The following is a 19967-nucleotide window of genomic DNA, read 5'->3' as shown; positions in this document are numbered from 1 at the left end:
ACACCCCCACATACTTTATTATTCACCCTTCTTGATTTCGTCAGCCATTGCATAAAATGCTTTACGAAATTCAATGCGATATTTTATCCATGTTAATTTTGCGATTTCAGGTTGTGCAATTTCCTTATAATCAGAACGTGCATCATTCATGATCGCAGTCAATTCACCTTGCTTATCCATATCTTCTTGACCAAGACGATGCTTATCGATAAGTTGCTCAAGTTCTTTTGGCTTAATACTATTATCAAGCCCCCAGATTCGGATAAAGCCTGTCACTAATTTTAGATTACTATCCTTTTGCGCACGCTCCATCGCTTCATTCATCTTTTCAACATCACGTGGGGCAGGATACTCATCAAATGTAAATGTCTTGTTAAAAATCTTTTCAACAAAATCCGTAACCTTGGCTTTTTCCTTATCATTATCAGACTTAGCAATCTCTTGCTTGATCGCTTTTTTTGTTTCTTTAGCTTCTTCAATTTCATCTGCATGAATTTCATCTGCCATCTTAGCGATCAGATCGATCAAATAATCATAATTGATCGTCACATCATGGATATGGACCATTTTTAAGTCTATCTGCGACACATCAATATCATCTCGCTCAGCACGTCGAGCTTTTAATTCTCCCGCAATAACAGTTGTCAATAGAACTTCTTGTTCTTCAGTAATACCGATTCGATCATAAAATTCTTCTGGATCATCATAAGCCGAAACTGGATTTCCTTCATCATCGGTAGTATATTGCTTCAACTGGCTGAGCAGGCGATTGTATTCTTTTAGCTTTTCAAAAGTTTCATCTTGATCTTTTTCGCTTGGTGGTACCTGAACAAATTCATCCGTTAATTCTGATAACCCACTTACGACTCCACGCATTTGAGCTTGAACTTCACTAAAAGGCCTAGAAATAATATTTGATTGTTCATTTTCCGCCTTTAGATCTTCTAAGGACTGTTGTTCAGCCGCAGAAGCACGATTAGAATAGAGAGCAAAAGCCTCATTCATTGCGTATTCATTTTGCTTAGGCCAACGGTAATTTACAACATTGCCCCAGGGCTTATCAACTAAATCATGCATTCGATTAGTCCGTGAATAAGCTTGGATCAAATTTCCACCTTTAAGAGTTCGGTCAATATATAGAGTGTTCATTTCAGGTGCATCGAATCCCGTCAATAGTTGATCGACTACAATAACTAAATCTAGATATTTCCTATCATCAGCAGTTTTATTCAACCTACGAGCTAGATCTTCGGTATATTGTTTTACACTTGTCATATCAAATGAAGTCCTAAACATTTGATTGTATGCAATGATGGCTCGATGCAAATTCTCGTTTGTCTTCAATTGGTGGATTCCATTAGACGTATCTGCTGAAAAACTGATTGCAACTTTCAATCTATCTTCAGGTGCCTTAGTTTGATTTATTTCCGCAAACTTATCAAAATATTCCATTGCCCGTGGTGTACTTGCCTTATTGCCACCCACATGCACCGTAAATAGCGCATTATATTTCCCATTATTAGAACGTTCCTTCCAGTGCTTAAAAATATCTTCAACAACTAATTCAACATGTTCTTTGCTATAATCGTATACACTACTACGAAGATTATCATCAATATCCTCCTCGCTTGGATCTTCTGGGGCTTTGATCGTCTCCCGAAATTCAACGTTAAACCCTAAAACATTTCTATCTGCAATTGCTTCTTTAATCGTATAAGCATGCAAAATGTCGCCAAAGATCAAACGAGTTTCTGGGAACTTTGGTGTCCCTGTGTAGCCTACCCAAGCGGAATTAGGGATCGCCTTTCGAATAGATTCCAACATCCCGTTACTATCCTTACCATCACCAGTTGAACGATGCGCTTCATCAACAATAAACAAAACATTCTCATTCAATGGTTTAAATTTATCTCGTGCAACATAGCGTGCCATCTTTTGAATACTTGTTACAATAATATTTTTATCACTTTTTCTAGTAAGTTTTCGATGCAAATCAGATACATTGGCAGTATCACTGACCACACCGGTTTTCCCTTCAAAACCAGCTATAGGATCATAAGCACGGTAAGCATCAGCTGTTTGATTGGTCAAAGCGATCCGATCAACTAAAAAAATAACTTTGCTAACATTTGACAAGCGACTTGCTAGCCAAGCTGTTTTAAAACTAGTGATCGTCTTACCTGAACCAGTAGTATGCCAAATGTAACCCAATCTTCCATCACCATATCTAAAATCATATTTGCGTACTTTATCAAGTACACGTTTAGTAGCATATACTTGATATGGGCGCATCACTTTGATACTTTCCTTATTTTTAGTACCATCTAACACCATATATCGCGTCGCCATATCATGAGCCATTGGAATTGAAAGTACCTTATCAGCAAATGTTTTCCAAGAACGTACAGGCCTAGCATCCACTTCATCTTGCCAACTAAACGCAAAAGCTCGATTGAACTTATCGAGTGTGGTATTTGCCATGTATTTTATGTCGTAAGGGGTCATAGCAATCAAAATCTGTAAAGTTGAAAAAATATTGCTATATTGTTTTTCAGCGATATACTGCTCCATCTGATTCAAAGCTTCGGCTGTATTATGAAGTACTTTCTTTAATTCAATTTGAATAATTGGTAGGCCATTAATCAATAAAGTAACATCGAAGCGACGATTAGGTTTGCCGTCAATCACTTTTGGTCGTTCAATCTGATTGACTATCTGATAAACTGTATTGCCCCCACCAACTTGAGCCTGATCAAAAACAGTTAAAAACACATGGCTTCCATCATCTAAATCAACTTCGATCTCTGAAACACCATTGACGCCATAAAGAAATTGTCCTGCTTCATATGGGGACTTTATCTCAGAAATAACTTTTTTAACTTGATTGAACTCTGTCACTGACAAATGTGCAGAATTTAGACGCGCACGGTTATTTTGCTCCAAAATATGTTTAAAATTATTCCAAAGTTGATTAGTTGTTTTAATCTCACTCCTATATTCCCATTGTTTGACCCCACCAATTTTAGTTAAATAATCAATAACTTCTCGTTCAAATTGTAATTCTGATTTACTTTTCATCTTTTTTCTCCTTTATTATGCTTTCCTCTAGAATCCGCTCAGTAAACTCCCCAACTAGTTTGCCGTATGTATTTAGCTTAGCTTGAAGTTTCAATGTCTCAATATATGCTCTACCTATTTTGGCTTGTTTTCCTAGGGAAATTACAGGAATCTCTAACTTTTTCAAAGATTTGATAGGAATCCGTAAAATAGGACCATTCCCTTGTAGTTCACGCTCTTTTTGACGTTTGATATCACGATAAGAATTGAAAAGATAGATGAAATATCTTTTATCCAAACGATCATCACAGAACTCAACTTTTGTAAAATTCAACGACGGTACTTTACCTGCATTAGCTTCACCGACCATTGTGGCCAATTGCATTGAATTACTAATAACAACATCTCCCTTTTGAAGTGCTAATCCAGCAGGAATATTCTCAATTATCTCTTCCTCGACAAAACCATGTTTGTGATTATAATCGCGTTCAAATGCAGCCTGATCATAGTAATTGATCTCATCAGTTCCATATTGCTTCCTTGCACGTGTGGGATTAATACCAGGAACAAATCTCACAAATTCGCTTATTTTTCGTTTTTCCAAAACTTCACCCCCATGAAATATTTAAATATTCTATATAATCACTTTATAATTATATAATATCAAAATCTTTTTGCTCTGTCTAACTGATTTTTTTAAATAAAAAAATATTTCATCTAGAATGAGTGTCCTTATAAATATTCGTAACCACTTCAATCTATCCTATTATTGCTGATTTTCCTTCTACGCTGATGAAGGGCGATGAGGGAATCGAAACGCATTAGTATTGATCCAACATATTTTTGCTCATTTTTCCCAGGAACAGTTACTTTTAGGGTACTTAATGATTTTGAATTTATATGTCTCACAGTCGTGCCAGTTACTAATGGTAAGATTTGATTTTTATTTCGATTTATTTGATAAGACATAAATGTTGACAATATATCTTTATTTAATTTTGCAATTAAAACATCCCCGCCTGCTTTGACATTAGATTGTAATACTGTAGATGTTCGGGCCAATCCATCAGGTGTAACATCGGACATAGGGAACAATAAATTATTTTCAGGGATCTTCGTTCCTATGTCATTCATTGTCCAATGTATAACTTCTTTTTGAACAGAATTAAATTTGTATAAGTCTGCATAATGAATTACCGGAACTCCTATTCCTTGAATGTTTAGAGCATCCTTAGAAAGCCCCGATCCTTTACTCCATTCAACAATCTCCCCCAACTTTCGCTGTTCCCAAGCGTTTGTTATATTTTACAATAAATATTTACTCAGTTAATTACTCTCCACTCTTGAGCACACGCCAAAAAATCGCTATATTATCGACAATTAGTATCAATAATATAGCGATTTTTGGATATTTATTACTAACTTTAAATTAATAATAGTAATAAATTCAAGCTATTTTACCAGAAATTATTATGATAATTTATTCGCTTCTAGCTATAGCTCTAAATAATGTAGTCACTAGCCATAATATAGTTCATATAATTTTAAATAGAAATTACATCCTACAAATAAAACATAGCAGTATATCAATAAAATCATATAAATATATCGGTAATTACATACGCTAATTTAGATTTTCTAGCTAAAATAGCTTAGCCTATCACACTAACTACTGAATTTCTCATTACGCTGATGAAGGGTAATTAACGAATCTAGGTGCTTGAAGAAGGTACCAATTTTTTCTTGTTCTCTAATAGCAGGTAAAAGTATATTGGTATTCAATATATTCTTATTATACAGACGCTTAATCGTACTACCCTCTAGTCCATCCCATTTAACAATTGTGTAAAATTGTTTTAAAAATTGATTATTAATTTTGCCATCATGTTTAAACCAAACAATATTACTATCTTGAAAATATTCATCTTCCCCTGTATATACAACAATTTTACCTATACTTCCAGATGCTGAAAGTAATATATCACCTTTATTAGGATAAGGATATTTTCTTTTGTATTCTTCAAAAAGTTTCCTTGATATAAATGTATCTGCTTTTCCACCGAAAGTGCCGATTTTAAAAAATGGGATCTCTCCATTATCAGATGTTTGATGCTTAAAAACTCGCTTGTTCATTGCAACAGAACCTATATCCCCCAACTTTCGCAGTTCCCAAGCGTTTGTCCTGATAAGCAAAAGTAGTAATTACCTACGATTTTTCAAAGTATAGTTCCTATTTCTTGAATTTTGCTAAAAATTCTTGGAATTCCTTATCTACTTCAGGGGTTGTTCCCACCAATTCATCTAATAGACTGTATAACTCATTAGTTGTTTTTTCAATATCAGAACGAGTCTCATTAATGTTTGTCACGATTTCAGAAAGTGGGATAACTTCCTCTTCTTCAAAAGTATCAACATACCGTGGAATATTTAAATTAAAGTCATTTTCTTCAATCTCTTCGATACTTGCAACATGCGCATACTTATCAACATCTTCACGCTTTCGATAAGTTTCAACGATTTTTTCGATGTTTTCGCTGGTTAATTTATTTTGATTTTTATCCTTTTCAAACTCATTTGATGCATCAATAAATAAAATATCCTTATTGTCACCACGTGATTCACGACCTTTAAACACTAGAACACATGTTGGGATACTTGTTCCATAGAACAAGTTAGCTGGTAGACCGATAACTGCATCGAGTAAATTTTCCTTAATAATATTTTTACGAATCTTGCCTTCCGCAGCTCCTCTAAATAGCACACCATGAGGTAATACAATAGCCATTGTTCCAGTCTTTTCTAGGTGATATAGGCCATGTAAAACGAAAGCATAATCAGCTTTTGAAGCTGGTGCGATCCCAAACCCCTTAAAGCGTGTATCTTTTTCACGATCTACATTTTTAATATCCCATTTTTGTGAGTAAGGAGGATTAGCTACCACTGCATCAAATTTCACAGGAACCTGAACACCGTCTTTTTCATCAAACGGCCAATCAGCATCAAGTGTATCAGCACGTTTCAAATTCATATTTCGATAATTGACACCGTGCATCATCAAATTCATCCGAGCTAAGTTGTAAGTTGTTGTATTCAATTCTTGACCATAAAAATCAACAGAGCCCTCTGCATCACCATTGGGTAATTCTTTTTGTACGGTTAATAGTAATGATCCCGAACCCATAGTTGGATCATAAACATGAAATTGATCATCCGATTCTTTTGAATTCAGTGTTACTATTTTTGATAAAACTTGACTTACTTCATGCGGAGTGTAAAATTCCCCACCTTTTTTACCCGCATTAGCCGCAAATTGGCCAATCAAATATTCGTATACGTCACCTAAAATATCATGTCCAGAGTCATCTTTAAAATTAAATTCATTAATCATCAAGACAATATCATTCAAGGCTTTAGCACGTTCATTTGTGGATGAACCTAAACGAGTATCACCTAAATTAACATCTGAAAACACATTTGCAAAATCATCCTCAGCTGCGGCATTACGCTTAGCATTTGCATTGAATGAATCAAACATATCTTGGAAATCACTGGCTTTGATCTTATGATTTTCAATCTTAGAAACCATCTTATCCCAAACATACTCTGGGTCGATCGCATAACCGATTCCCTTAGAAATATCCTGAAGATACTCTTCTTTTTCTTTGGGGTCAGTCACTTCATAAAATTCTTCCAAATAGTTGTCAGCCAAATATTCATCTTGATTTTCTGATAGATAACGATAGAACATAAAAGGCAAAATATAGTTCTTATACTCACTTGCATCCATTGTTCCACGTAACTTATTAGCCATTTCCCATAGCTTTGACGTAACGTCACTTGCATTACTCATATTCAATTCTCTCCTTTTTTATACAAACATCTGTTGAAGCATCGTTTTTTTCAATGTTTTAAGTAATTCTAACTCACGCTGATGAAGGGTAATCAACTCGTCTAAGTGCTTGAAAAAGCTACCGATCTTTTGTTGTTCCACATCACATATAGGTAGCCAAAAATGGTAGTCACTTATTTGACTAAGCGATATGTGTTTGATAGCATTTCCAACAGCTAAAACATTCATTTTATTAACAAATTTTTGATTATCAAGGACTGCATAAACGAAATCGAATTGCTTTGATTGAACTCGTCCAACGCGTTGTGCCAAAACAGCTTTGCTATTTGTATATTTTCCAACTTTTCCAATATTAACCCCGTCCATAGTAACTAAAATATTTTGGCCTATAAGTACATACTTGTTCAAAATCTTATCATCACTAATATTTATCCTGTCTCCAGCTACTTTATTACTAAATTTGCTATCTGATATCTCTTTATTAGTTACAACCAAAAATTCCCCGCTTTTATCAAATTCGGAGCTTTTAAACGCTTTACCTGTACTAATATCAGAAATCCTCCCTAACTTCCGCAGTTCCCAAGCGTCCGTAAAGCCAAAAAAACGTAATTCTGGGTATTTTTCACCATTTTTTGGAAATATTTTTGACAACATTGTTTTCTTCAAAGTTTTATATTCATCTAGCATACGCTGATGAAGGGCGATGAGGGAATCGAAACGCATTAGTATTGATCCAACATATTTTTGCTCATTTTTCCCAGGAACAGTTACTTTTAGGGTACTTAATGATTTTGAATTTATATGTCTCACAGTCGTGCCAGTTACTAATGGTAAGATTTGATTTTTATTTCGATTTATTTGATAAGACATAAATGTTGACAATATATCTTTATTTAATTTTGCAATTAAAACATCCCCGCCTGCTTTGACATTAGATTGTAATACTGTAGATGTTCGGGCCAATCCATCAGGTGTAACATCGGACATAGGGAACAATAAATTATTTTCAGGGATCTTCGTTCCTATGTCATTCATTGTCCAATGTATAACTTCTTTTTGAACAGAATTAAATTTGTATAAGTCTGCATAATGAATTACCGGAACTCCTATTCCTTGAATGTTTAGAGCATCCTTAGAAAGCCCCGATCCTTTACTCCATTCAACAATCTCCCCCAACTTTCGCTGTTCCCAAGCGTTTGCATTATCACCCGTAAATTCCCTAAACCTAAGCTTGGGAATATTTTTCTTTTCTTCAGCCATAATCATTCTCCTTATTAGGTATTCGATTTATTTTATTACTCTGAGCTGTAATTCACACTATCGTAAAAAAACATAACAATAACTTTGTATAAAAATTCAAAACAAGTCATCTATCACTAAAATCGATCTTTATGCAAGGTTTTCATAGCCAAATTTATCCCTCTAAAAAAAGTTTAACTAAATTGCGCAACCAGCGAAATAAAGTTAAACTAAATAGTTTTTTATGTACCATAACCATAATAGATAAATATTGATAAATGTTATGTAATTAACACGGATATTTAGTCACTCTAGCTACTTCTTAAAAATAACTACCACTAGTAGTATACCATGTTTTTTTAGAAAATATGCCTAAAATAGAAGAATTATACTTACGCTTGGGAACTGCGAAAGTTGGGATTACTAGCAAGTTTCACAAAGGGAAACGGATATTCAAAAAAAGATTTAGTTCAAGATTCAAATCAAACTCCAATTATTTTATACGGTAGCCTATATACAAACTATAAAACGAATATAGAAAAAGTAGATACCTTTGCTAGGGTTAAGGATAAAACAATATACAGCTCAGGGAATGATGTAGTAGTTCCAGCTTCAGGTGAAAGTGCTGAAGATATTTCTAGGGCATCTGCAATACTGAAAAAAGGAATAATATTAGGAGGAGATTTAAATATCATCCATCCATTACCTGACCTTAATGCTATCTTTTTAGCCATAACTATATCAAATGGAACACAAAAAAGAGAATTATCCAGGAGAGCCCAAGGAAAATCAGTTGTTCATCTTAGAAATCAGGATTTAAAACAAGTGAATCTATTATATCCAAATTTAGAGGAGCAGCAAAAGATTGGTAGCTTTTTCAAGCATTTAGACGAGTTGATTACCCTTCATCAGTGTAGGTATACTAACTAAAATTTACTCATCATCCCCTATAAATCCTTATTTCATGCGGATTCTCCCCAACTACGTAAACCATCCTCATGTAGAAAAATATTAGTTACTTAGCCCAGATAGCGAGCGCATAACCAAATCAACATCTTTGTTCTCTAATTCTGCAATAATATGCAAGTATGTTTTTTGTGTCGTAGTCATACTTGCATGCCCTAATCTTCGTGCTACGCTGGCAATTGATACTCCTGCAAATAATAATAACGATGCATGTGTATGTCGTAAACCATGGATCGTGATCACTGGAATACCTACATTCTTACAATGTCGCTCTAAGCGCTTATTAGGTGTCGAATTCCAGACTTTGCCCTTTACAAAAATCGGATCATCTTCTGGTAACCCTTTCAACAATTCTGTAAACTGAATGACCGTCTGCCAATCGATCTGGATTTTGCGATTAGACGTAAAGTTCTTAGTTGGCATAAATCCAGTGTCATTTTTATAATCCCATGTCTTATTTACACGTACAGTTTGATGTAAAAAATCAAAATCTGCTGGCGTTAATGCTAACGCCTCTGAAAAACGCATCCCCGTTTTAGCGATCAGTAAGATCATCCAATCCCAATTGATAGTCGGACCTAAGTCTAGATCACTTAGCAGTTTGTGAACTTCAAATTGATTTAAAAATTTTTGCTTCTTTTCACGTGGTGTTTTTCCCTTAATGATCGCTTTTCGCGTTGGATCACGATTGATCCAGCCTTCATCAACTGCATCTAGAATTGCAGCTTTTAGTTGATGATGAAAATCCATTGTTGTTTGGCGTTCATGATATTTTGCATAATCGTTTAACAATTGCTGATAAGTTGTCCGGTTCAACTGGCATACTTCTAAATTAGGGATCAATTTAACTAGCCATTGCTGAGTCATTTTGTATTTTTGCATCGTTACATGGCGAATTGCACCTTCCTTATAAATATTGATCCAACATGCGTAATATTCGTGAAATAGCTCGTGTTTCGTATTTTTATTATTTTCCATTTTTTGTTCCCCCATAATTTTATAACCATGAGGATGGCTTACGTTGTTGGAGAGCAATCTTAGTTTACTATGATTATTTAATTGATTAAACACAAAAAAAGCACTATAGCATCAATTAGATGATACAGTACTATAAATTTCTTAGCTCCATTTTAAGATTTCATATTCCACACCGACTTGTTGCGCGATCGTATTGATCTTCTCGCGCAAAGCTTTACGAGAAAGATTATTATATAAGCAGATCCCATTACTCAGTCGAACAGCATTAGGATATCCATTATAATTTCCTATTTCGCTCCCAAAAATCAAACTGTACGTTGGACATCCTTCAACTACCATTTTCTTTATAATCGCTTCATAGCCAGGATTTTCTATGATCGCTTCGGCAAATTTAGTATATAATTTCCGCGCTGATTTCGCAGTTATCACCTTATTTTCAAAAGTCAACTTAAATGGGTGGTTCTCATTATATGTATAGTTTTCTTCCTTTTCCGTACCGAACAGATCAATATTAGCAATGTCATTTAAGATTTCAAATGCAATATTATATAACTGATCAGATTTTGCCTTTTGTAACTTATCAATATATGACTTGTTTCCTTTAGTTGAATTTGTCAACTCATAGCTTGACTTTTCTTTAAAATCCTTGATCAGCCTACGCTCGAGATAATCTGTATCAGCTTTTGACATTTTACCATCCGCCCGTCCAAAAAACAGCACAGATTCGACCCAGTCATTTGCTTTATTTTGAAAGTGTTGCGTTAAACGTTGCTCGATTTTTTGTCCTGCAACTTGTCCGACATAACGCTTATTACCACCAATTAAAACATAGATCGCTGGATACGTTGCAAAATCTTGTTCTTTTAAATACAACAAGTCACTACGACTCATTGAAACTAAAATTGCTGGCTCGCGTTCAAAATATACAATACTATCTTTTCTATTATCTGACGCAGTTTGTAAAATTAAGTTAGAAAAATAAAAAGCCATTTGTGATAGACTTTTGAGTACCAACAAACAAAAGTAAAGGAAAATCACAAATGACCTATAATCATCTTACCATAAGCGAACTGTCCTTCATACAAAATTTTTGGAATCAAGGTGTTAAAGCCTATATTGTAGCTAAAACCTTAAAACGTAGTGCTGAAACTATTTATCGAGTATATCGTTTTTTAGATGCTGGGAATTCGATCTCTGAATACTATGAAAACTATCGGGCTAATAAATCTAAATCCGGCCGTAAACTCATCGTATTACCTAATGATGAGCTTGAGTACATCAAGGAAAAAGTTAGTCTAGGTTGGACTCCTGATACGATCATCGGACGTAATGAAAAACATATCAGTTGCTCAATGCGTACGCTTTATCGCATCTTCAAGCGTTCTAACGTTTTAGATGTGACCTCGCTCCCAATGAAAGGAAAAAGACATCCAAATGGTTACGTTGAACGCCGTGGAAAAGCTGGACGACTAGGTCGGGCTCTTTCAGAGCGGCATCAGGACTATCCCAACTACCATAATGAATTTGGACATCTTGAAGCTGATACGATCCAAGGTAAAAAACATCGTGGTGCAGTAATGACATTAGTTGAACGAAAGTCTAAGGCTGTCATCATTTTGAATACACGCCATAAGACGGATAAAGCTATCTTTGAGAAACTTGATGCTTTACTTTCTGTTACTCCTAAAGGACTCTTTAAATCGATCACTTTTGATAATGGTAAGGAATTTTCTAAGTGGAAAGATATCGCTAATAAGCATGATATCAGTACCTACTTTGCCGATGTAGGTGCTCCTAACCAACGTGCACTAAATGAACATACGAATGGATTACTTAGGAAAGACGGACTAGGAAAAGATATGAATCTCAGTGATCTCCCCACTGACTATGTCCAACAAGTAGCTAGCTATAGAAACAATATTCCACGTAAAAGTTTAAACTACAAAACCCCACTAGAAGTATTCATGAAGTACATTACAAATGAGCATGTAGTTTTTTTCTAACTTAATTTGACAATTCAGGTGAAAAAATAAAAATCTGTTTCACTAAAATCAACTCTCCAAAGTAATACAACCTAGTTAAACGTTAGCATAGCATTTTATCAAAAAAACAGCAATATTGACAATACTTTTACCAACATTGATTCTATACCAAGAGTTGACATCTTACTATAATTCATTGCTTTTAATACTTCAGATCGTTTATTTTTCTTAGTATCATTATCAATGCATATCGTCAAAATTTTCCTATGTTTCAATTATCTATATCATTTTCTTCTATTCGATCAAATAAAAAAATAGTCACTCAATTTGAGCGACTAAAATAAGTCTGAATGCGATCCAGTATTGATCAACGATAGTGTCATAATGTCATCTTCTACAAGATATATCAGCAACCAATCGGGTTTAATATGACATTCATAATATCCAATAAACTCACCAGTTAATTGATGATTATGATACTTTTCTGCAAGAGTTTTCCCTTGCCTTAACGCATCGATAATATCATTTAGCAATGACATATCATACCCTCGTTTTTTCATTAACTTATAGCTTTTTTTAAATTTATTTGTAAATTTGACTTTATACACCACTATTCCTCCAAAGCTTTCAACAAGTCTTCCATGTTTGAATAGCTGGGAACATTATGGTCATGTGAAATTCGTTTAGCTTCAACCATTGCAGCCATTGTTTCTTTATTATACTTCGGTAGTTCTACTGGAAAGGGTATGCCACCTCGTAAAATGCATTGACGTAAAAACATATTAACTGCAGAAGACATATCCATTCCTAACTCAGAAAAAAGAGCATTCGCTTCCTTTTTTACTGTTTGATCGATCCTAATTTGTGTTGGACTTGTCGCCATAGTAAGTCACTCCTTTCACAATCATAATAATACAAAAGGTATACATTGTAAAGCAAATTGATTGATGATAGTGGGTGGAATATCTAAAAAATAGTCCCGATTCCATATCGCAATTAGTCTTTAACGAATTTAACTTTTCTATACATATCAAAGAGCTAGTATTGTAAGTGTATCAATCCTTTTTCGAACAGCTTTACATAAATACTTTAGCTCACATAGATTCGCCTTTAAACTTCTTTGAAATTTTAAATTCCGCAACGAAAATAGATACTACTGATATTATCGATCTTAGGCGCCAATCACTCTATCGTGAACGCTTTATTCGAATAAAATCAATTAAAGCGAAGAAAAGTAGCGTTACTATGACCATACAAATATATCTCTTTGTATTAAAATCAATCCCCAAAAGCTGTATTATACCAGCAAAAATAAAAGCAAAGACCAAGGCAACTATGGCTTTTTCTACAATCTCCAAATATTTCTTCATAAACTATCCCCGAGTTCAAGTGCCAATTCTTTTATTCAGTACCTCGTATTTTCCATTTTTCCAACCCTTTAAATACCAGAACAACACTCCCGATCACTAACAAACTAACTAAAATATTGACGACTAGGTTCACTTCAGCAGAAGGCATCAACTTTGCAATAAATAAACTATAAAAATACTGCGTAACAAAAATAGCAACTACAATAGCAATATTCATTTTATCTTTCATGTTCAAGACCCCCTTGCGATCGCAAAAAACAGTAACCGTTTACACTTTAATTATACACTATACATCAGTGACTTTGATACAGCTTTCCTCCAAATGATAATTTCCACTCAGGATCATAAAAGCAGGCATCACTTGGATACACTATCTTTTGCAACCCAAACTCTTGCAACAACGCATCCCCCTTAGTGATCACTTGCTGATATTTCTCCAAACTGATAGTGCCTTGCTGCAATTGTAAACCCCAAAATCCCGTGTGGATATACATGTGGCATTCATGACAGATTGAGACATATCCGGTCAATGTTTGGATCAAATTAACAAAATCATATTCATATTGCTCATGTAATTCAAGCCAGTCCCCAGCAGTATGACTGACATATCGTTGACAGATCATGCAGTGATGATCAGCTAACAAACGATATTGTTTTTTCAGCTTATTCCATTCAAATTCTCCCATGATCGTCCGCAGATTCACATAATGCAATGCCGGTGGAACTGGTGGTTGCGTCAAAACTGTGACCATATCGATAGCTAATTTTTTATTTGTTTGTCTTCCTGACATCTGCTCATCTCCTCATACGCTTGGTCACTTTCTCAGTGTAGCTCATATCTCATTTACTGTTTATTCTACGATCTGATAACCTGCTTTAGCCAAGACATCTAATGCTGAGCGATATTCTTTTGCCTTAGTCAAGATGTAATCCGTATTGTAAGTTGAGATCGCAAAGATACCGATTTTATTTTCTGCTAACAAAGTCGAGATCTTAGCCAAGATCCCGATCAGTGAAAAATCTAACACACCTTGGATCCGGAAAGCTTTCCAAGCATCATCACGTTCCAAGACGTTTGGAGGTACATCTTTAGTCAAACAAACTAGTGAGTTTTCTTCGTCTGTTTTTCCCGTAAAACAGTATTCCTTACTTAAGTCGACTTGTGAATAATCTTTTACTTTGCAAACTGAAAAATCATGTGCGATAACTTTTAATTCCATATTCGTCTCCGCTTCTTACACTTATTATAGCTGTAAGTATAGCAAGTGAATATACGTTGTGCAATATTTTGTTAAGCGTTAGTTGTATACAAAAAACATCATGCTATCAAGCGATAACATGATGTTTAGACTCTTAACTATTTATCGATCTCAGGTGCGTTACCTAGTTCAGCACTTACCATCCAGATCTTCTTTTCGATATCAGTCTTAAATCCGATAAAGATATCTTGTGTGCTGTGATCTTGTTCTTGATCACTGACTTCGATACCTTTTTGATACAAAGCTTCAAGATAGCGATAACCTTCTAGCAATTTAGCTAGATGTTCTGCCATCGTCTTGTCATAGCTACCAGGTTCATCTTTGATCCCTGTATGCTCGGCCATTTCACGAAGCGTTGAATATGGTGCTCCATCAAGAATGATCAAGCGTTCCGAGATCACATCGAGTTGGTCATTGATCTCATCCATGAATTCATCCATCAATGGGTGTAACTTCAAAAAGTTGGTGCCACGCATATACCAATGTGTTTGATGAATGATCATTGACATTTGGCTCAAATCTGCAACAAGTTGGTTCAAAACTTTCTTTGTTTCTCCATACTTCATGTAAAATTCCTCCCAAGACAAAATAAATTAGAATGTTTCTACATTATTTACTATAACATTAATTTATCAGAAATTCTAAAATTTGAACTGGGTACTTTTACACCTTATGATAACTGCGATTTTTATTACTTCTCTGTGCCACTAAAAGACCCAAGCTTACAAATTTAGCTAAATGCTTGCGAGCTGTTGCTACTGATTTTTGGATCAGTTTAGCAGTTACTGTAGTATTTATATTTTCATGCTCCAAGGAACAGTTTATTGCTCATTTTACGAGCGATAAAATCCTATCCTCAGGCAACATTGATCATAGAACTATTTTACTTTGTCAGTAATTTATCAGAAATTTGAACTGGAGAATAAAATAACTAGGATCAAGTAGCCTTCACCAAGATATTTTGCCTAAAGAAAGCCACTATTCCATAGATCTGACCTTACTTTCGATGAAATTGACCTCTTCTTGATCTAGTCCATATTTTTCATATAATTGTTGATCGATCTTTGAAATACTCAGCGACCAATCTATATCTGAATTTTTGGTAAAGTCTTGAAGTGGTACAAAGCCATACGTTGTAGTACTATGCTGAGTAGTTTTTAAAATTCCCACCAATGCTCTAAAAAATTTGGTATAAAAATATTTTTTAAATGCGTTTGCTTCATATTCCGAATCAAACGGCCCGAACACTAAGAACGTTTCGGTCGAAATTTGACCAGGTCTCCCTATAAGTAACTCTGATACGCATTCGCCAAATTCTCCTGAACCATAGGCGTACGGTCCAAATACTTTCCACTTATAAATATTTTCTCTACCATCAGGAATGGGATAGTCTACAGGAATATATTTATATATTCGTTTATTCTTTATCAATCCTAATATCTCAATATCATCTTTATTTTGTTTTTCCTCGTATATCTCTGGTAAATTAAATTTTTGAGGATCATTAAAAAAGTTCGTTGCTAGGCCATAAGGTTTTCGAACCGAAGTGATCTTTCCGATATTTTCTTCCTTTAAGTTTGCTACTTTCGAGACCTTTTCAAAAATACTTACCAATTCACCATAAGGAATAAATACGCCTGAACCAGCCGAATTTAAATAACTCTTAAACTCGTATCGCTGTTTGTCATGATCGATAACACTGATATCGGCAGGCCCGATATATTCTTTGTCATAAGTCAAATACAAGACTCCACCTTTTATATCGGTATTTGGAAATAACATACTTGCATTTTTAAATACAGACATGGATCTGATATGTTGATCTTGTAACATATCTCGCCTAAAATCACTTAAGCCTTTTCCTGCCCCATTGAGCCATCTTGCCGGAAAAATAAGATTCACTTTTTTTAGTGCCACTTCTCTTGCTAAATAAAAGAAATGGTTATATATCGGGCTTGCAGATGCATTAGCTGCTCCATCATCGCGTTTTCCATTGTCATTTTCTTGATAAGGCGGATTTCCAATAACTATATCAAATTTCATCTTTACTTCCTCCAAATAATTCATCACATTTTTCAGCTAAACTACCGCTAGCTTTATTGCAAGCAAATGAAGTCGTATCTAGTAAAACGATATGTGAATCATCGATCTTACCAACTTCATCATAAAAACCAAAGATATAATTGTGAGCTATCCGATAAATAATCTCCGTTGGAGCAAAACCATAAACTTGTTTTTCTAAGATATGCTTGATCCGCTTGTTTTGATCTGGTATTACATCTGCCAACCCAATATATAAGCGTTTGACGATCTCAGTAATATATGACCCAGATTTCATATATAGATCCGCAAATGTTTTATCAGGATCACTAAAAATGTTTGGATCGTCTTTTTGCAATTCATCTACCATCAGTTTGACTGTCTCTTTTGGCGTAAAGATCTGATTAGTCTTTTGTGGGGGAATATAGCTAAAGATATCTTCCTTTAAATTTTCATCAAAGTAGTTAGCTAACTCCTTTCTCTTAGCTAAAAAAGCTTGGATCGACTCATCAAACACGATTTCGTCAAAAAAACGATACTTATCCCGTAATACCCTAAATTGTTCAAGTGAGATCCCTGTTACTTCCTTGAATACTGTATCTGAAATATTTTTATCAAAGTTAGCCAATGTGGTATTCTCTGTCCCATAAGCCATCAAAAATGAAGGGATCGTTCTAGCAAAACCGCGCAAACGTGAGCGCACATCGTCTTCTACTTGCTGTTTATCTTTTTTTTGCATCTTTTGCATGATCTTCTCAGTAGAATTTAGCGTATACTTTTGTAAAGTCTCTTTAACTTGTGTAACAACTTCGCTTTCTACTTTTTGAATTTTTTGTTGTAACTGCTCTTCGATCTTTTGCAAGGCTTTGCTATCCAGCTGTGCCTCAGCTTTGCGTAATTCAAATTCTTTTTTCACCTTATTTTTTCTGATATTATTTTTTATTTGGATCTCTTCTACCTCACGCGCCACTGCTTTAGCTCCTAAGTTTGTGATCCTCTCTGCTTGTTTAGTCGTTAATCCCTTTTCTTTTGCTAGAGCTTTGGTTGCTTCTAATGTACGCTTTTTAAATATCTGACTAGCTAACATTTGGAGTTTGGCACTTTCCGAATTCTCGATCTCTTCTTCCATTTCTTTATATACCTTTTCTCCAAAATGTGCTTTATTTTCACCAATGACTATCTCCGGACGGATCTTTACTGCTCCATTTTCATCCAACTCAATTTCTTTTGTGTCGACTTTTACACGATTATTTTGAGGAACATTTTTATTTTTAGGTAGTGGATTTAGGTCTTCTAAGATCTCTTTAGCCTCTGGGGAAGAAAAAATACCCGATATATTTTTAAACAAGAAATTGGACATAAAGCCCCTTTTTACAACTTCTTTTGCTTTTAGTACTTTAGGCATCGTCAGCACCTGTTTTGCATCGAGTTCTGTCATCTTACCTGTACTATCTTCGGCGATCACAGGAAAAAAATTCAATAATTGTCTGATCTTCCTTTGGCGTTTATCAACATCTAAAATCTCAGATGATTTATTAGATAAGTTGTTAGCAAATTCATCATAGATCATCAACGTACGTTCTGGTGAAAAATCAAAGACATAAGCATTTTCTTTGCGCTTGGACAAACCATTTTCTTCGTAACGCCACGCATTTTGTGCCCTAAAAGCGGCTTGCATATAAAGACTAGGTGATCTCATATTTGAAAGCATCAATACAGCAGTCCACTCTGGGACAGTTATCCCAGTTGTTAATTGTCCAACTGATAACGTGATCGTTTTACTATTTTTACGAATAGCTTCTTTTACTCTAGCTAAAGAATTCTCATTTACCTTTTGATCGTCTGTCACTTTACCATCACCAGCTGCCAGAACGACCTTATAATCTTTAAATACTTCATGCTTTTTTAGTAGTTTCATTAAAGCTTTAGCACTCGCTACCCGATCCAAGATCCAAAATGTGTGCTTTAACTCGGTCCGCAATTCAGGCGTTGAAAATGGATACTTTTCGTTTTTTGTTAGAGTATCTAACCATTTCAGCACTTGTTTTTTATAGACAAGATCTCCATTGTCTTTAGTTGCAAAGAACTCATTTAAATCAAAAGCATAATCCATATTTTTACCATCTATTTGTGCCCCTTGCTCAATTTCTTCTGTGATCATCGGGCTCATTTGATATGAAAAAAGATTCAGCCGAGGCAGATCTGAATATGGATTATTTTGCTCAACATCTTGCCAGTTTGCTTTTGCTTTTTGTTCATCGGCATATGTCCAATTGTAGATCTGATCGTCTTTAAACTTTCCAGATGCGAGTGCCTTAAAAGGAGTCCCTGACAAATACAACGTGAATTTGCGCTTGATATTATCAAAAACAATATCCGTTTTTAATGTATCGACTCCTTCATGACTTTCATCTATCACTAACATATCCCAGTTTAAATCTGCGATCCAATCAAACTTTTCATAGGCGCCCCCAAAACTTTTAGCTCCCTTTAGATCCTGAAGGGAAACAAATGTTATCTGTGCTCCTTTTTCATTATCTAAGCTAGCAAGATAGTCAGCTCTGCTCATAATTGCTCGATTTTTTAAACTACTTGAATTGGAAATAAATTTATAATTCGTCTGCCAGGCAATAAATCTTTCAAAATCGTCAAACCATGACGTTGCTATCGCTGGTCGATTGGTCACTACTAAAACAGTTTTTGCTTCTAATCGCTGCGCTAGATCATACGTGGTCAATGTCTTCCCAAATCTTGGTTTAGCATTCCACAAAAATTCTCCTTGTGGATGCTCTTTTGCATATTTTAATGTCTTTTCAACGGCTCTTTTTTGCTCAGACCTGAGAGTGTATGTTAATTCTTCTTTTGCTTGTTCAAGGTCCAGATTGATGTAATCTTTGTAATCTTCCCAAGATCTAGTAGGGGTCCCGTTGTAATAAAACCATTCATGTCCAGTTTGCTTTCTTATATGCTTATATTTTTCTAAATATGCATGAAATTGACGGTCTTTGAACCACTTATCTTTTTGATTGAATTTTGCAGGAGCTGACCAAAGTTTTTGATATTCCACATCAGCTGTCTTGGTCTGTTCTTGTATCCTCGCATCTACGTTTTTCTTTTCAGTGTATCCGATTTTTATCCAGCCTCGTTTACGCTCGATCTCAGGTAAAATATACGCATAAATTTGTGGATAGATCGTCTTTGTCGTTTTAATTTTTGTCTTGTCCAT

At 34.9% G+C, this 19967-nt stretch carries 18 protein-coding genes and 1 pseudogene; 2 read left to right on the top strand and 17 right to left on the bottom strand.

Features of this window, described 5'->3' with window-relative positions:
* Positions 1-18 precede the first annotated feature (18 nt).
* The 6 genes and pseudogenes from CPS94_RS02620 to CPS94_RS02595 form a co-directional block, all read right to left on the bottom strand.
* On the bottom strand, positions 19-3078 hold the full coding sequence (locus CPS94_RS02620) for a type I restriction endonuclease subunit R (RefSeq protein WP_112195316.1): 3060 nt from the start codon (positions 3076-3078) through the stop codon (positions 19-21).
* The gene (locus CPS94_RS02615) at positions 3068-3661 is read right to left on the bottom strand and encodes a restriction endonuclease subunit S domain-containing protein (protein WP_076150286.1); all 594 of its coding nucleotides are present in this window, start codon (positions 3659-3661) and stop codon (positions 3068-3070) included. Before CPS94_RS02615 ends, CPS94_RS02620 begins: the two co-directional genes overlap by 11 nt.
* 149 nt (positions 3662-3810) lie before the next feature.
* Positions 3811-4332 (bottom strand): restriction endonuclease subunit S, encoded by a 522-nt coding sequence (locus CPS94_RS02610; protein ID WP_162626397.1) that lies wholly within the window; start codon positions 4330-4332, stop codon positions 3811-3813.
* Positions 4333-4743: 411 nt separating this feature from the next.
* Positions 4744-5250 (bottom strand): annotated as a pseudogene (locus CPS94_RS02605) (restriction endonuclease subunit S); the annotation flags it as partial.
* Positions 5251-5287: 37 nt separating this feature from the next.
* Positions 5288-6907, bottom strand: a complete 1620-nt coding sequence (locus CPS94_RS02600; RefSeq protein ID WP_076150067.1) for a type I restriction-modification system subunit M — start codon at positions 6905-6907, stop codon at positions 5288-5290.
* An 18-nt stretch (positions 6908-6925) separates the two neighbouring features.
* Positions 6926-8167: a restriction endonuclease subunit S gene (locus CPS94_RS02595; RefSeq protein WP_162626396.1), complete on the bottom strand. Its 1242-nt coding sequence runs from the start codon at positions 8165-8167 to the stop codon at positions 6926-6928.
* A gap of 393 nt (positions 8168-8560) precedes the next feature.
* On the opposite strand from CPS94_RS02595, the gene CPS94_RS02590 reads away from it, so the two are divergent.
* Positions 8561-9076 (top strand): restriction endonuclease subunit S, encoded by a 516-nt coding sequence (locus tag CPS94_RS02590; protein ID WP_112195324.1) that lies wholly within the window; start codon positions 8561-8563, stop codon positions 9074-9076.
* Positions 9077-9157: 81 nt separating this feature from the next.
* Here CPS94_RS02590 and CPS94_RS02585 read toward each other — a convergent pair whose 3' ends face one another.
* Complete coding sequence (locus tag CPS94_RS02585) at positions 9158-10090, bottom strand: site-specific integrase (protein ID WP_112195326.1); 933 nt, start codon at positions 10088-10090, stop codon at positions 9158-9160.
* Positions 10091-10231: 141 nt separating this feature from the next.
* Positions 10232-11080, bottom strand: coding sequence for a GIY-YIG nuclease family protein (locus tag CPS94_RS02580; RefSeq protein ID WP_112286358.1), 849 nt, complete (start codon positions 11078-11080; stop codon positions 10232-10234).
* A 50-nt stretch (positions 11081-11130) separates the two neighbouring features.
* Here CPS94_RS02580 and CPS94_RS02575 point away from each other — a divergent pair, with 50 nt between their 5' ends.
* Positions 11131-12093 carry an IS30 family transposase gene (locus tag CPS94_RS02575; protein ID WP_004048827.1) on the top strand — a complete coding sequence of 321 codons (963 nt, stop codon included), beginning with the start codon at positions 11131-11133 and terminating at the stop codon, positions 12091-12093.
* A gap of 314 nt (positions 12094-12407) precedes the next feature.
* Here the strand turns inward: CPS94_RS02575 and CPS94_RS02570 are convergent, their stop codons facing one another.
* The 9 genes from CPS94_RS02570 to CPS94_RS02525 all read right to left on the bottom strand — a co-directional run bounded on the left by CPS94_RS02570 (position 12408) and on the right by CPS94_RS02525 (position 19967).
* Positions 12408-12680, bottom strand: coding sequence for a type II toxin-antitoxin system YafQ family toxin (locus CPS94_RS02570; RefSeq protein ID WP_112195329.1), 273 nt, complete (start codon positions 12678-12680; stop codon positions 12408-12410).
* Positions 12681-12682: 2 nt separating this feature from the next.
* On the bottom strand, positions 12683-12955 hold the full coding sequence (locus tag CPS94_RS02565) for a type II toxin-antitoxin system RelB/DinJ family antitoxin (RefSeq protein ID WP_112195331.1): 273 nt from the start codon (positions 12953-12955) through the stop codon (positions 12683-12685).
* 304 nt (positions 12956-13259) lie between these two features.
* Complete coding sequence (locus CPS94_RS02560) at positions 13260-13442, bottom strand: hypothetical protein (RefSeq protein WP_112195334.1); 183 nt, start codon at positions 13440-13442, stop codon at positions 13260-13262.
* Between the two features lie 31 nt (positions 13443-13473).
* Positions 13474-13671, bottom strand: coding sequence for a hypothetical protein (locus tag CPS94_RS02555; RefSeq protein WP_004048043.1), 198 nt, complete (start codon positions 13669-13671; stop codon positions 13474-13476).
* 64 nt (positions 13672-13735) lie between these two features.
* Entirely contained in the window at positions 13736-14233 is a 498-nt protein-coding gene (locus CPS94_RS02550; protein ID WP_112195336.1) for a hypothetical protein, read from the bottom strand.
* A gap of 60 nt (positions 14234-14293) precedes the next feature.
* Positions 14294-14662 carry an ACT domain-containing protein gene (locus CPS94_RS02545; protein ID WP_004048045.1) on the bottom strand — a complete coding sequence of 123 codons (369 nt, stop codon included), beginning with the start codon at positions 14660-14662 and terminating at the stop codon, positions 14294-14296.
* Between the two features lie 137 nt (positions 14663-14799).
* A complete protein-coding gene (locus tag CPS94_RS02540; protein ID WP_004048046.1) occupies positions 14800-15267 on the bottom strand; it encodes a Dps family protein in 468 nt (155 codons plus the stop codon).
* A gap of 412 nt (positions 15268-15679) precedes the next feature.
* Positions 15680-16744 carry an Eco57I restriction-modification methylase domain-containing protein gene (locus tag CPS94_RS02530; RefSeq protein WP_162626395.1) on the bottom strand — a complete coding sequence of 355 codons (1065 nt, stop codon included), beginning with the start codon at positions 16742-16744 and terminating at the stop codon, positions 15680-15682.
* Positions 16734-19967: a DEAD/DEAH box helicase family protein gene (locus CPS94_RS02525; RefSeq protein WP_112195340.1), complete on the bottom strand. Its 3234-nt coding sequence runs from the start codon at positions 19965-19967 to the stop codon at positions 16734-16736. Before CPS94_RS02525 ends, CPS94_RS02530 begins: the two co-directional genes overlap by 11 nt.

The organism is Ligilactobacillus murinus (assembly GCF_003288115.1).
GTDB lineage: Bacteria > Bacillota > Bacilli > Lactobacillales > Lactobacillaceae > Ligilactobacillus > Ligilactobacillus murinus.
The sequence above is the reverse complement of the archived record's forward strand: the minus strand, read 5'-3'. Positions and strand labels throughout refer to the sequence as shown.

Excerpts from the sequence above, each read along its gene's own strand:
- CPS94_RS02620 (WP_112195316.1), bottom strand. The coding sequence starts at position 3,078 with ATGAAAAGTAAATCAGAATTACAATTTGAACGAGAAGTTATTGATTAT.
- CPS94_RS02600 (WP_076150067.1), bottom strand. The coding sequence starts at position 6,907 with ATGAGTAATGCAAGTGACGTTACGTCAAAGCTATGGGAAATGGCTAAT.
- CPS94_RS02595 (WP_162626396.1), bottom strand. The coding sequence starts at position 8,167 with ATGGCTGAAGAAAAGAAAAATATTCCCAAGCTTAGGTTTAGGGAATTT.
- CPS94_RS02585 (WP_112195326.1), bottom strand. The coding sequence starts at position 10,090 with ATGGAAAATAATAAAAATACGAAACACGAGCTATTTCACGAATATTAC.
- CPS94_RS02580 (WP_112286358.1), bottom strand. The coding sequence starts at position 11,080 with ATGGCTTTTTATTTTTCTAACTTAATTTTACAAACTGCGTCAGATAAT.
- CPS94_RS02575 (WP_004048827.1), top strand. The coding sequence starts at position 11,131 with ATGACCTATAATCATCTTACCATAAGCGAACTGTCCTTCATACAAAAT.
- CPS94_RS02565 (WP_112195331.1), bottom strand. The coding sequence starts at position 12,955 with ATGGCGACAAGTCCAACACAAATTAGGATCGATCAAACAGTAAAAAAG.
- CPS94_RS02560 (WP_112195334.1), bottom strand. The coding sequence starts at position 13,442 with ATGAAGAAATATTTGGAGATTGTAGAAAAAGCCATAGTTGCCTTGGTC.
- CPS94_RS02555 (WP_004048043.1), bottom strand. The coding sequence starts at position 13,671 with ATGAAAGATAAAATGAATATTGCTATTGTAGTTGCTATTTTTGTTACG.
- CPS94_RS02550 (WP_112195336.1), bottom strand. The coding sequence starts at position 14,233 with ATGTCAGGAAGACAAACAAATAAAAAATTAGCTATCGATATGGTCACA.
- CPS94_RS02545 (WP_004048045.1), bottom strand. The coding sequence starts at position 14,662 with ATGGAATTAAAAGTTATCGCACATGATTTTTCAGTTTGCAAAGTAAAA.
- CPS94_RS02540 (WP_004048046.1), bottom strand. The coding sequence starts at position 15,267 with ATGAAGTATGGAGAAACAAAGAAAGTTTTGAACCAACTTGTTGCAGAT.
- CPS94_RS02530 (WP_162626395.1), bottom strand. The coding sequence starts at position 16,744 with ATGAAATTTGATATAGTTATTGGAAATCCGCCTTATCAAGAAAATGAC.
- CPS94_RS02525 (WP_112195340.1), bottom strand. The coding sequence starts at position 19,967 with ATGGACAAGACAAAAATTAAAACGACAAAGACGATCTATCCACAAATT.